The organism is Pseudomonas sp. JY-Q, from assembly GCF_001655295.1.
Lineage (GTDB): Bacteria > Pseudomonadota > Gammaproteobacteria > Pseudomonadales > Pseudomonadaceae > Aquipseudomonas > Aquipseudomonas alloputida.
Window position 1 is genome coordinate 5,711,642 of sequence record NZ_CP011525.1, and the last position, 12,281, is coordinate 5,723,922.

Consider the following 12,281-nt stretch of genomic DNA (forward strand, 5'->3'; position numbering starts at 1 on the left):
CCACATATCCAAACTTAGGCGATACCTGTGGGAGCGGCCTTGCGTCGCGATTGGGCTGCGCAGCAGCCCCAGAAATCGATCAGAACTGCTCGGCATCCAGCAGGTACAGCGACTCACTTCCCGCCTTCACCGAAGCCACCAGCGAATCCACCCGTGGCAGCAACCGCGCGAAGTAGAACCGCGCCGTACCCAGCTTGCCCGAATAGAACGGCGCATCCCCCTCGCCCGCCTGTGCCGCCCGCGCCATCAGAGCCCACATGTAGCCATAGGCAACATAGCCAAAGGCATGCAGGTACTCGACCGAAGCCGCGCCAATTTCATTCGGGTTGCCCTTGGCCTGCTGCAGTACCCACTCGGTCAACCCGTCGAGCTGATCGAGCGAAGCGCCCAGTGGCTTGGCGAATTCGTCCAGTTCGCTGCCTGCACCGGTAATGAACTGACGAATCTCGTCAGAGAACAGCTTGTAGTATGCCCCGCCGCTGGCCACCACTTTACGCCCCATCAGGTCGAGGGCCTGGATGCCATTGGTACCTTCGTAGATCTGGGTAATGCGCACGTCGCGCACCAACTGCTCCTGCCCCCACTCACGAATGTAACCATGCCCGCCAAATACCTGCTGGCCGTGCACTGCGCACTCCAGGCCCAGGTCGGTGAGGAAGGCCTTCGCCACCGGCGTCAGCAGTGCCACCAGCTCTTCGCTGCGTTTGCGCACACTGGCGTCTTCGCTGTACTTGGCACTGTCCAGTTGCATGGCCACATAAGTGGAGAATGCGCGGCCACCTTCGATCAGCGCCTTCATGGTCAACAGCATGCGACGCACGTCCGGGTGGACGATGATCGGGTCGGCAGCCTTGTCCTTGGCTTGTGGGCCGGCCGGGGCACGGCTTTGCAGGCGATCGCGGGCGTACTCCACGGCGTTCTGGTAGGAGCGCTCGGCCGACGCCAGGCCTTGAATGCCAACGCCCAGGCGCTCGTAGTTCATCATGGTGAACATGGCCGCCAGGCCTTTGTTCGGCTCACCGACGATGTAGCCGACAGCTTCGTCGAAGTTCATCACACAGGTAGCCGAGGCCTGGATGCCCATTTTGTGCTCGATCGAGCCGCAAGTGGCCGGGTTCCGCGCGCCGAGGCTACCGTCTTCATTGACCAGGAATTTCGGCACCAGGAACAGCGAAATACCTTTCGGCCCCGCCGGTGCATCCGGCAACTTGGCCAGCACCAGATGGATGATGTTCTCGGTCAGGTCGTGTTCGCCACCCGTGATGAAAATCTTGGTACCGCTGACCTTGTAGCTGCCATCCGCCTGGGGCTCGGCCTTGGTGCGGATGATGCCCAGGTCAGTACCGGCATGCGGCTCGGTCAGGCACATGGAGCCGGCCCAAACGCCGGCATACATGTTCGGAAGGTATTTTTCCTTCAAGGCCTCGCTGGCGTGGGCGTTGATCGACAGACAGGCGCCGGCCGTCAGCATCGGGTACAGGCCGAAAGCCAGGCTGGACGCGTTGACCATTTCCTCGACCTGGGCCGAGATGGCCTTGGGCATGCCCATACCGCCGAACAGCGGGTCGCCGCCCACGCCCACCCAGCCGCCTTCGGCGTAGGTGTTGTAGGCTTCAATGAAACCGGCCGGGGTCCGCACCGCGCCGTTGTCCCAGTGGCAGCCCTCTTCGTCGGCGGCGCGGCTGAGCGGCGCAATGGTCTTGGCGGTGACCTTGCCGGCTTCTTCCAGCACGGCCATGGCCGTGTCGGCATCGACAACCTCGGCCAGCCCGGGCAACTGCGTCCACTGCTCGGCCACGTTGAAGACTTCATTCAGTACGAAGCGCATGTCGCGCAGGGGCGCTTTATAGTCAGCCATGACAACCTCTCGCTAGTCGGGTCGGGGCGGTCTCGGGGAACCGCGACACTGGGGTTACTGGCAGTGTAACCGAACAACTTTTGCGAGACATAGGGTCATCAATCGACTGTATAGTCTCGCCTGGTCACGCCGTGCGCACTGCCCCACGCTGTGATTGTCGCCCATGCACCATGACACAATTTCGCCCCGCGCCTTTGGCACTGTAAAGCGCCTGGTCGGCGGATTTCAGCACCGCCTCGGGGTTTCGATGATCGGCCTGGCGCTCGGCCACGCCGATACTGATGGTGACCGAGACCGTGCCGCCGGCGCTGCCCGCCCGGCGCTGGCGCCCGGCGGTATCGTCCTGCGGGCGGTTGTGCTGATCGCGCAGGTGCATCACGTAATTGGCGATCACTTCACGCACGGCTTCCACATGCGGCACGCATTCCGCGGCAGTCTTGCCGGCGAACACCAGGGCGAACTCCTCCCCGCCATAACGGTAGGCGCGGCCACCGCCGGTGACCTTGGACAAGCGGCTGGCGACCAACCGCAGCACCTGGTCACCGACATCGTGGCCGTGGGTGTCGTTGAATTTCTTGAAGTGGTCGACATCGGTCATGGCGATCACATAGTTACGCCCCAGGCGCTGCATGCGCTCGTTCAGCGCACGACGCCCCGGCAGGCCAGTCAGCTCGTCACGGAAGGCCATCTGATAAGCCTCGTGCGCCACGGCTGCGGCGATCATCAACATTACCTGGCTGCACATGATGTTCAAGGTAAACGGCAGGATGAAGGTTTGCGGCAGCATCCAGAAAATGCCCAGCAGGCCGATCAACTGCGCAGCGTGCAGCGGCCGGGGTGCACGCAGGTACTGCACCACCAGCAGAATGAACACACCCAGGAACAGTGGGTAGACCATCTGGATCAGGCTCATCCAGTGGCCATGCAAAGCCGGCCAGCGGATCTCCGCCAACCAGGTCAGCAACGCCTCGGGGTAGCTTTGCTGGAGGGCCACCGCCACACTGCCCACGGCAAACAGTACGGCACCGCGGGCGACCAGGTCCTGCAGCAGGTGCGTGCGCTCCTGCCAGGCGCCGTACAGCCCGAACAGCGCCGGCAGCAACAGGCAGACCAGGTGGAAGATCACCGCGGCGTCCTCACGCACGCGGCCATGGTCACGGTAGAAGTCGGTCTGGGTATCGAGCAGGAAGTAGGCGATGTACACCGTCAGCATCAGGAACAGCTCACGCTGGCGGCGGTAAACCGCGCAGTAGGCGCCGCCCAGCAGTAGAACCAAGGTAGGCAGGACATTGAACAGCGATGTGAAAAAGACGCTGAGGTCTCTCACATAGGCTGCGGCGAGCCCTGCCAGCAACAAGAACAGCGACGGCAGGAAGTGGCTTGCGCGAACAGCGTTAAAACGAAACAAGGGTAATCTCCAACCCGGCAGATCAATAATGGCATTGTGCCCTCACTTCATCGGCAGTGCACTGGAACAGTTGAATTTGCGGTTGGATGACCGAACTTCCGGCCGCCACGCGAGCCTTGTAGGAGCGGGTTTACCCGCGAATACGGTAGCGCCGGCAACGGTGAACGGTTGATGGAGATTGGCCAGCAGGCACGGCCTCTTCGCGGGTAAACCCGCTCCTACGAGGGACCACGCTGAACCTGAAGACAAAAAAACCCGCCTGCCGGTCAGGGCAGGCGGGTTTTGGCTACAGCGCCAGTATCAGTACGACAGGCCGAAGTGCTCTTCGTCCATCGCCATCAGGTTGTTGGCGCCCGACAGCATGGTCGCCACATGGGTACGGGTACGTGGCAGGATGCGCTGGAAGTAGAAGCGGGCAGTCTGCAGCTTGGCGGTGTAGAACGCCTCCTCGCTGGTGCCGGCTGCCAGTTTCTCGGCGGCCAGGCGGGCGATGTCGGCCCAGAAGTAAGCCAGGCAGGCATAGCCGGAGTACATCAGGTAATCGACCGAAGCCGCACCCACTTCTTCACGGTCCTTCATGGCAGCCATGCCCACTTTCATGGTCAGCTCGCCCCACTCCTTGTTGATGGCCGCCAGCGGTTCGACGAACTCCTTGACCGCTTCGTTACCTTCCTGCGCCTGGCAGAACTTGTGCACGATCTTGGTGAAGCCCTTCAGTGCTTCGCCCTGAGTCATCAGCACTTTGCGACCGAGCAGGTCGAGGGCCTGAATACCGGTAGTGCCTTCGTACAGCATGGAGATACGGCTGTCGCGCACGTTCTGCTCCATGCCCCATTCGGCGATGAAGCCATGGCCACCGTAGATCTGTACGCCGTGGTTGGCGGCTTCGAAACCGACTTCGGTCATGAAAGCCTTGGCGATCGGGGTCAGGAACGCCAGCAGGGCGTCAGCCTTCTTGCGCTCTTCTTCGTCCTGGCTGTACTTGACGATGTCCACCTGCTTGGCAGTGAAGTACACCATCGCGCGATTGCCTTCGGCGAAGGCCTTCATGGTCAGCAGCATGCGCCGTACGTCCGGGTGGACGATGATCGGGTCAGCGGCCTTGTCCGGTGCTTTCGGGCCGGTCAGGGAACGCATCTGCAGGCGCTCACGGGCGTACTTCAGGCCACCCTGGAACGCCACCTCGGCGTGGGCCAAGCCTTGCAGCGCGGTACCCAGGCGAGCAGTGTTCATGAAGGTGAACATGCAGTTCAGGCCTTTGTTGGCTGGGCCGATCAGGTAGCCGGTGGCCGCATCGAAGTTCATGACGCAGGTGGCGTTACCGTGGATGCCCATCTTGTGTTCGATCGAGCCGCAGCTCACGCCGTTGCGCTCGCCCACGCCGCCCTCGGCGTTGGGCAGGAACTTCGGCACGATGAACAGTGAAATCCCCTTGGTACCGGCCGGTGCGTCCGGCAGGCGGGCCAGGACGATATGGACAATGTTGTCGGCCATGTCGTGCTCACCGGCCGAAATGAAGATCTTGGTGCCCGACACTTTGTAGCTGCCGTCGGCCTGTGGCTCGGCCTTGGTGCGCAGCATGCCCAGGTCGGTACCGCAGTGCGGTTCGGTCAGGCACATGGTGCCGGTCCACTCGCCGGACACCAGCTTGGTCAGGTAGGTGTGCTGCTGCTCGGCAGTGCCATGCGCAGAAATAGTGTTCATCGCGCCATGCGACAGGCCTGGGTACATACCCCACGACCAGTTCGAGCCACCGACCATTTCGCTCAGGGCCAGGCCCAGCGACTCTGGCAGGCCTTGGCCGCCATGCTCGACGTCATGTGCCAGGCTCGGCCAGCCGCCTTCGACGAACTGCTGGTAGGCTTCCTTGAAGCCGGTTGGGGTTTTCACCCCCGATTCGCTCCAGGTGCAGCCTTCCTGGTCACCCACGCGGTTCAACGGCGACAACACCTGCTCACAGAACTTCGCGCCTTCTTCAAGGATCGCGTCGACCATGTCGGGCGTGGCGTCCTGGCAGCCCGGCAGGCTCTGATAGTGCGCCTCATAGCCAAGCAGCTCGTCGCGAACGAAGCGGATATCACGCAAGGGGGCTTTGTAGTCAGGCATTGCGATGAACCTCTAGGTGAGTTCTGTGGGGTGACCCGCGCTTGGCGGAAGCCGATCAAACAGTTGTTTGAAACTTACGTTTAGCTCAGCTTTCTGTCAAGGATGGACTATGGTGCCATTTACGCCACGAAAAATGGCAAATCAGTCATGCCATGGCACAAACCCTTGTAGGAGCGGGCTTGCCCGCGAAGAGGCCCGACCAGACAAAATTGTTGTCTGATCGGACGCATTCGCGGGCAAGCCCGCTCCTACAAGGGCAGGCGCTGAAATAGGGGATGACGCAAGTGTTCAGGCGTAGGTGTCGATGATCCGGCCAAGCATTTCGTCGGATGCCTTGGCGACCTTCGCGCCAAGCTCGACTTCGGTCTTGCCCACCGCCTGTTGCACGACACTGGTGGCCAGGTCCATCTGCTGGCTGCGGTCGACCGCGCGCAGGCGTTCGGCCTGAAAATCGCTGGACTGGCTAGTGGCGGTACGTTCGGCAGTGGTGTTGGCGATCTGGCTGGCGGCCTGATCGACGCGGTTCTGGCCGGTCTGGATTGCGCTCAGGCCCGCGTAGTAGGCGGAGCTACCGGTGATTTCCATGTCAGGACTCCATTGACGCTGGATGACGAACAGCCCCAATTAAAACAGGCTAGGGGCGAAAAGGCCCGTTTAAATCCCTAATGGCTCAATGCCAGTTGATAGGCCTTGGGTATTCCTGCACTGGCTTCTTCGCGGGTAAACCCGCGCCCACAACGGTATGCGTTCCCTCGTAGGAGCGGGTTTACCCGCGAAGAGGCCGGGCCTGCATCACACTAATCCAGCAGATCCAACTGCAGATGCTCAGCCACCATGTCGGCACTGGCCTGCTTGAGCTTGGGCACCCGCCCCAGGCAAGGCGCCGGCAAGCGCTCTGCAAGGCTGGCCAGGTTCTCTTCCAGCCGTGAGGTGCGCGGCTCGATGATGTTTGCCACCCAACCCGCCAACTGCAGCCCATCACGCTCGATCGCTTCGGCGCTGAGCAAGGCATGGCTGATGCAACCCAACCGCACACCTACCACCAGAATCACCGGCAACCGCAGGGCAACGGCAAGGTCGGACAGGTTCTCCAGGCCCGACAGCGGTACGCGCCAGCCACCGGCCCCCTCTATCAGGGTGAAGTCGGCATTTTGTTGCAGCACATTGCGCATCGCCGCGAGCAGTTCTGGCACAGCCAGCGTCACCCCTGCCTCGCGCGCCGCCACATGCGGGGCAATAGCAGGCTCGAAGGCAAACGGATTGACCTGCTCATAGGGCAGCTTGACCGTGCTTTCGTCGATCAGCGCCAGGGCATCGCTATTGCGCAAACCTTTCGGCGTCATGGTGCAGCCCGAGGCAACCGGCTTGGCACCCAGTGTGCTCATGCCCTGCAAACGCGCCGCATGCAACAGGCCAGCGGCGATGGTGGTCTTGCCGACATCGGTATCGGTACCCGCAATGAAAAAGGCCTGGCTCATCGTGCTCCCCTTACGCCAGTGGCTTGCGCAACACACCATAGACCACTTGATAGGTGGCTGGCAGCCCCGCGGGTTGGCGAAATGCCTCATAGGCCTGCAACAGGCCCTGCATTCGCGCCCGGCCGGTGAGGCCGGAAGGTCGCCCAGGGTTCAGATTGTGCGCCCCCAACGCCTTCAGTTCGTGGGTCAGGCTGCGCACATCCGGGTAGTGCAGCACATGCGGGCACCGCTCCAGCTCAAGCTGTTCAAAACCGCTGGCTGCGCACAGGCGCTGATAGTCTTCGAAACGGCGGAAGCGGTTTACATGCACCAGGCCATCCACCGCCTGCCAACTGGCGCGCAGTTCATCAAGGGTGCCCACGCACAGGCTGCTGAAGGCCAGTACACCGCCTGGGCGCAGCACCCGCTGCGCCTCGTCCAGCACACTGGTGAACTGATCGCACCACTGCACCGCCAGGCTGGAAAACACCAGGTCGACGCTGCCATCGCGCAGCGGCAGACGCTCGGCGTCGCCAACCACGTGATACTGCGCCCCACCCTTTACATGACGGGCATGAAGCAACATGCCTTCGGCAATATCCACCGCCACGCCGCTGGCCTGGACGAAACGCTCGGCCAGCATGCGGCTGAAATGGCCGGTGCCACTGCCCAGGTCCAGCCAGTGTGACGGCTGCAGGCCTGCCGGCAACAGCTCCAGCAGGCTCAGGCCTACAGCGCGCTGAAGGGCCGCCACGCTGTCGTAACTGGCCGCGGCGCGGGAGAACGAGGCCGCCACCTGGCGCTTGTCGGGCAATGCGCCGGGCAGGGTCGGACGGGAAAGGTCAGTCATCGCCACTCTCATGCAGAAAACTCTTGATGCCCGCCGCCAGCTCCTGCGGATACTCCAGCAGGAACGCGTGGGAACTGTCTTCGACCAGGCCCACTTCTACATCGGGCAACAGCTCGCTCAACGCCTTTGCCGCCTCTGCCGGCACTAGCGCATCGCTGCCGGCGAACAGGTGCAGTTGCGGGCCACCATAGGCCTGCAAGGCTTCACGGGTGTCCAGCTTGGCCAGCACTTCAAGGCCAGTGGCCAGGTACAACGGGTCGGTATCCGGCACGCCGACACCCAGCTGACGCAACAAGGTGCGCGGCTGCAAGGCGCCGTCGCTGCACAAGGTACGGAAGCGCTTGAGGGTGACCTGGGTATGGTTGCGGCAGCCGTCGAGGAAGGTGCCGAAGGTGTCTTCGGCCATGCCATGGGGCCAATCTGGCCGGGCCAGGAAGCTGGGGTTGCTGGCCAAGGTCAGCAGTCCGCAGCAGTGGTCGCCACGCTTGTGCGCCAGCGCGCTGGCCAACATGCCACCCAGTGACCAGCCACCCAGCCAGACATTGTTGGGCAGCTTGCGGTCCAGATGGTCGATCCAGGCCTGCACATCGCTGTGGGCCAGTTCTGGCAGGGGCATCAGCTCTACCTGCAGGCGGGCATCCTGGGCACGCAGGCTAGCGGCCAGCGGCTCCAGCGCAGCAGTTCCCAAGCCCCAGCCGGGCAATAGAACAAGTCGATTACGCATCGGCGTTCTCCAACTGTGGATAACACTCGGCCAATGCATTCAACAATAGCTGCACCTGCGCCTCGCTGTGTGCGGCGCTCAGGGTTACCCGCAGGCGTGCGCTGCCAGCCGGCACGGTGGGTGGGCGGATGGCCGTCACCAGCAAGCCGCGCTCACGCAGCAGGCGTGACAGGCGCAACGCCTGCGCACTGTCGCCGATCACGATGGGCTGGATCGGCGTCGGGCTGTCCATCAACTGCAGCCCCAGCTGCTGCGCGCCTTCTCGGAACTGGCGAATCAAGGCTGCCAGGTGCTCACGACGCCAGGTTTCGCGGCGCAGCAGCTCCAGGCTCTTGAGTGTGGCGCAGGCCAGCGCCGGTGGCTGGCTGGTGGTGTAGATATAGGGGCGGGCGAACTGTACCAACGCCTCGATCAGCGCTTCGCTGCCAGCAACAAAGGCGCCCGCAGTGCCGCAAGCCTTGCCCAGCGTGCCGATCAGCACCGGTACGTCATCCACGCCCAGGCCAAAGTGCTCGACGATGCCGCCGCCCTGTGCGCCCAAGGTACCCAGGCCATGGGCATCGTCAACCATCAGCCAGGCTCCGCGGGCACGGGCGACATCAGCCAGCGCCGGCAGATCGGCGAGGTCACCGTCCATGCTGAATACGCCATCGGTCACCACCAGGGTATTGCCGACTGCCTTGTCCAGGCGGCTGGCCAGGCTGGCCGGGTCGTTATGCAGGTAGCGGTTGAAGCGGGCACCACTGAGCAGCCCGCCATCCAGCAGCGAGGCATGGTTGAGGCGGTCTTGCAGTACCGTGTCGCCCTGCCCCACCAGCGCGGTGATGGCGCCCAGATTGGCCATATAACCGGTGGAGAACAACAGTGCGCGCGGGCGGCCGGTAAGTTCAGCCAGTGCCTCTTCAACCTGATGGTGCGGAGTGCTGTGGCCAACCACCAGGTGCGAGGCACCACCCCCCACACCCCAGCGCTCGGCGCCGGCCTGCCAGGCGGCGATCACCTCGGGGTGGTTGGCCAGGCCCAGGTAGTCATTGCTGCAGAAGGCCAGCAACCGCTGGCCGTCGACCACGACTTCCGGCCCTTGCGGGCTTTCCAGCAATGGCCGGTGCCGATACAGGTCTGCGGCGCGCCGTTCGGCCAGGCGCGCTGCCAGGTCGAAAGCCATATCAGGCTGTCGCGGCGTCGTAGAACATCTCGCTGCTGCGCTGCTCGACCAGCGCTTGCTCGATGGCTGCCTGGTGCACTTCGTCGGCGTGCTCTTCACGCGCTTCGGGCTTGATGCCCAGGCGTGCGAACAGCTGCATGTCCTTGTCGGCCTGGGGGTTGGCAGTGGTCAGCAGCTTTTCGCCGTAGAAGATCGAGTTGGCGCCCGCCATGAAGGCCAGGGCCTGCATCTGCTCGTTCATCTGCTCGCGGCCGGCGGACAGGCGCACGTGAGACTTGGGCATGAGGATACGGGCCACGGCCAGCATACGGATAAAGTCGAACGGGTCGACGTCCTCTTCCTCAGCCAGCGGCGTGCCGGCCACCTTGACCAGCATGTTGATCGGCACCGACTCCGGGTGTTCCGGCAGGTTGGCCAGCTGGATCAGCAGGCCGGCGCGGTCATCCAGCGATTCACCCATGCCCAGAATGCCACCAGAGCAGATTTTCATCCCGGCATCGCGCACGTAGGCCAGGGTCTGCAGGCGCTCGCTGTAGGTACGTGTGGTGATGATGCTGCCGTAGAACTCCGGTGAGGTGTCGAGGTTGTGGTTGTAGTAGTCCAGACCCGCGTGGGCCAGGGCCTTGGTTTGCTCCTGATCGAGTTTGCCGAGGGTCATGCAGGTTTCCAGGCCCATGGCCTTGACGCCTTTGACCATCTCCAGCACGTAGGGCATGTCTTTGGCCGACGGGTGCTTCCACGCCGCCCCCATGCAGAAACGGGTAGAACCGATGGCTTTGGCGCGGGCAGCTTCTTCCAGCACCTTCTGCACTTCCATCAGCTTCTGTTTCTCCAGCCCGGTGTTGTAGTGGCCGGACTGCGGACAATATTTGCAATCTTCCGGGCAGGCGCCGGTCTTGATCGACAGCAAGGTCGAAACCTGCACGCGGTTGGGGTCGAAATGCGCGCGGTGCACGGTCTGCGCCTGGAACAGCAAATCATTGAACGGTTGCTGGAACAGCGCCTTGACCTCGGCCAGGGCCCAATCGTGACGTGTTGTTGCAGTTGTGCTGGCGCTCATCGGCGTTTCCTTGTTTAGGCTGTAGCTGGCGCCGGGACAGGAAAGCCCGCCAGCGCATCACGGATAGCTCGCATAGTCATGGAAGGCCTATGAACTGTCAACTGTACTGGAAGCGACTGGTTTACAAGTGCTCACTTATTAATCAGAAGTGCTTGTTATGCGATGAGCCTGCCGAGCAGCCTTACCCGTTGTGCGTCACCTGCGAACAGGCGCTGCCCTGGCTGGGTGATCAGTGCCGGCATTGCGCCCTGCCCTTGCCCATGGCCGGCTTGACCTGCGCCCCGTGTGGCCGCTGCTTGCCGGCCTTCGATCAGGTCATTGCCCTGTGGCATTTCGGTTTTCCGGTGGACACGTTGATCAGCCGTTTCAAGCACAATCGCCAATGGCCTTTGGGGCGCCTGATGGCTGAGCTGCTGGGGCAGGGGCTGCTGTATCGCTATGCCGAAGGGTTGCCTCGCCCTGACCTGCTGTTGCCTGTGCCTTTGGCCAGGCGTCGACTACGCGAGCGGGGGTTCAATCAGGCGGGGATGCTTGGGCGGTGGTTGTCGTCGCACGTCGGGGTAACCTGCAACGAGCGTTTGCTGGTCCGCACACGCGAGACACCGGCACAGCAACATCTGGGCGCCAAGGCACGGCAGCGCAATTTGCGCCAGGCGTTCGCGGTCATGGGCAAACTGGAAGGCAAGCATGTCGCCATCGTCGATGATGTGTTGACCACCGGTGCCACTGCGCAGGCTATCGCCCAGGCACTGCGCAAGGCAGGTGCGCGGCGGGTGGATGTGTATTGCCTGGCACGTACGCCCAAACCGGGGTATGTATGACCAGGCGCGACCTGCCCCTTTGTAAAGCACCCTTGTATACGGAATACCCATGTCCCTACCCCCCGTTCTCACCCAGCACATCGCCCGCCGCCCACAGCGCATCGCGCTACTGCAGCACATTGCCGAACAAGGCTCGATCACCCGCGCCGCCAAGGCCGCAGGTATCAGCTACAAGGCGGCCTGGGATGCCATCGACGAGCTCAACAACCTGGCCAGCCAGCCCTTGGTCAAGCGCAGCACCGGTGGCCGCGGCGGTGGCGGTGCGCACTTGTCGCCGGAAGGCGAGCGGGTGTTGCGCCTGTACCAACGGCTGCAGGCCCTGCAGGCACAAATCCTTGAAGCCGCCGAAGAATCCAGCGACCTCGACCTGCTCGGGCGCCTGATGCTACGCACCAGTGCGCGCAACCAGTTGCAGGGCCAAGTCAGCGGCCTGCGCCCTGAAGGCCGGTATGACCGCGTCAGCCTGGCATTGGGTGGCGGGCTGGAGATCGATGCGCTGATCACCCACGACAGCACTGCGCGCCTGGAGCTGACCCTGGGAACGATGGTGGTGGCGCTGCTAAAGGCCGGGTGGGTGCGGTTGCTGGCGCAAGAGGAAGAAGCCGAGGGAGGCAGCAACTGTTTGAGCGCAACGGTGGAAGAAGTGCTGGCCGAGGAGGACGGCCCCAGCGAGGTCAGGCTGGCGCTGGGTAATGGTCAGACGTTGTGTGCCATTGCAGAGGCGCAGTGGTTGGCTGGGCAGCAGGTGGCGGCCGGCAGTTCGGTACGGGTGCAGTTCCATCCGTCCTATGTGCTGATCGGGATACCGGCATAGCCTGGCCACCCGGTGAGC

General features: G+C 63.1%; 11 protein-coding genes. 2 read left to right on the plus strand and 9 right to left on the minus strand.

Annotated elements, in window-relative coordinates; translation table 11 throughout:
• Positions 1–79: 79 nt before the first annotated feature.
• From AA098_RS25730 to bioB, 9 genes are all read right to left on the minus strand, one after another.
• The gene (locus AA098_RS25730) at positions 80–1,858 is read right to left on the minus strand and encodes an acyl-CoA dehydrogenase C-terminal domain-containing protein (protein ID WP_003255600.1); all 1,779 of its coding nucleotides are present in this window, start codon (positions 1,856–1,858) and stop codon (positions 80–82) included.
• Between the two features lie 124 nt (positions 1,859–1,982).
• Positions 1,983–3,266 (minus strand): diguanylate cyclase, encoded by a 1,284-nt coding sequence (locus tag AA098_RS25735; RefSeq protein ID WP_003255601.1) that lies wholly within the window; start codon positions 3,264–3,266, stop codon positions 1,983–1,985.
• Positions 3,267–3,566: 300 nt separating this feature from the next.
• Positions 3,567–5,372 (minus strand): phenylacyl-CoA dehydrogenase, encoded by a 1,806-nt coding sequence (locus tag AA098_RS25740; protein WP_010951720.1) that lies wholly within the window; start codon positions 5,370–5,372, stop codon positions 3,567–3,569.
• 288 nt (positions 5,373–5,660) lie between these two features.
• Positions 5,661–5,957 (minus strand): hypothetical protein, encoded by a 297-nt coding sequence (locus AA098_RS25745; RefSeq protein ID WP_003255603.1) that lies wholly within the window; start codon positions 5,955–5,957, stop codon positions 5,661–5,663.
• Between the two features lie 212 nt (positions 5,958–6,169).
• Positions 6,170–6,850: a dethiobiotin synthase gene (bioD, locus tag AA098_RS25750; protein ID WP_003255605.1), complete on the minus strand. Its 681-nt coding sequence runs from the start codon at positions 6,848–6,850 to the stop codon at positions 6,170–6,172.
• Positions 6,851–6,860: 10 nt separating this feature from the next.
• A complete protein-coding gene (bioC, locus tag AA098_RS25755; protein ID WP_003255607.1) occupies positions 6,861–7,679 on the minus strand; it encodes a malonyl-ACP O-methyltransferase BioC in 819 nt (272 codons plus the stop codon).
• Positions 7,672–8,403, minus strand: a complete 732-nt coding sequence (locus AA098_RS25760) for an alpha/beta fold hydrolase (protein ID WP_004577121.1) — start codon at positions 8,401–8,403, stop codon at positions 7,672–7,674. The genes bioC and AA098_RS25760 overlap by 8 nt, the downstream gene beginning before the upstream one ends.
• Positions 8,396–9,568 carry an 8-amino-7-oxononanoate synthase gene (bioF, locus tag AA098_RS25765; protein WP_054888482.1) on the minus strand — a complete coding sequence of 391 codons (1,173 nt, stop codon included), beginning with the start codon at positions 9,566–9,568 and terminating at the stop codon, positions 8,396–8,398. Before bioF ends, AA098_RS25760 begins: the two co-directional genes overlap by 8 nt.
• A gap of 1 nt (position 9,569) precedes the next feature.
• Positions 9,570–10,628, minus strand: a complete 1,059-nt coding sequence (gene bioB, locus AA098_RS25770; protein ID WP_003255611.1) for a biotin synthase BioB — start codon at positions 10,626–10,628, stop codon at positions 9,570–9,572.
• A gap of 89 nt (positions 10,629–10,717) precedes the next feature.
• Here bioB and AA098_RS25775 point away from each other — a divergent pair, with 89 nt between their 5' ends.
• Together AA098_RS25775 and AA098_RS25780 are read left to right on the plus strand one after the other, a co-directional pair.
• Positions 10,718–11,449 carry a ComF family protein gene (locus AA098_RS25775; RefSeq protein WP_054888481.1) on the plus strand — a complete coding sequence of 244 codons (732 nt, stop codon included), beginning with the start codon at positions 10,718–10,720 and terminating at the stop codon, positions 11,447–11,449.
• Between the two features lie 49 nt (positions 11,450–11,498).
• Positions 11,499–12,263, plus strand: a complete 765-nt coding sequence (locus AA098_RS25780) for a TOBE domain-containing protein (protein ID WP_060545789.1) — start codon at positions 11,499–11,501, stop codon at positions 12,261–12,263.
• Positions 12,264–12,281 lie beyond the last annotated feature (18 nt).

Excerpts from the sequence above, each read along its gene's own strand:
- AA098_RS25730 (WP_003255600.1), bottom strand. The coding sequence starts at position 1,858 with ATGGCTGACTATAAAGCGCCCCTGCGCGACATGCGCTTCGTACTGAAT.
- AA098_RS25740 (WP_010951720.1), bottom strand. The coding sequence starts at position 5,372 with ATGCCTGACTACAAAGCCCCCTTGCGTGATATCCGCTTCGTTCGCGAC.
- AA098_RS25745 (WP_003255603.1), bottom strand. The coding sequence starts at position 5,957 with ATGGAAATCACCGGTAGCTCCGCCTACTACGCGGGCCTGAGCGCAATC.
- bioD (WP_003255605.1), bottom strand. The coding sequence starts at position 6,850 with ATGAGCCAGGCCTTTTTCATTGCGGGTACCGATACCGATGTCGGCAAG.
- bioC (WP_003255607.1), bottom strand. The coding sequence starts at position 7,679 with ATGACTGACCTTTCCCGTCCGACCCTGCCCGGCGCATTGCCCGACAAG.
- AA098_RS25760 (WP_004577121.1), bottom strand. The coding sequence starts at position 8,403 with ATGCGTAATCGACTTGTTCTATTGCCCGGCTGGGGCTTGGGAACTGCT.
- bioF (WP_054888482.1), bottom strand. The coding sequence starts at position 9,568 with ATGGCTTTCGACCTGGCAGCGCGCCTGGCCGAACGGCGCGCCGCAGAC.
- bioB (WP_003255611.1), bottom strand. The coding sequence starts at position 10,628 with ATGAGCGCCAGCACAACTGCAACAACACGTCACGATTGGGCCCTGGCC.
- AA098_RS25775 (WP_054888481.1), top strand. The coding sequence starts at position 10,718 with ATGAACTGTCAACTGTACTGGAAGCGACTGGTTTACAAGTGCTCACTT.
- AA098_RS25780 (WP_060545789.1), top strand. The coding sequence starts at position 11,499 with ATGTCCCTACCCCCCGTTCTCACCCAGCACATCGCCCGCCGCCCACAG.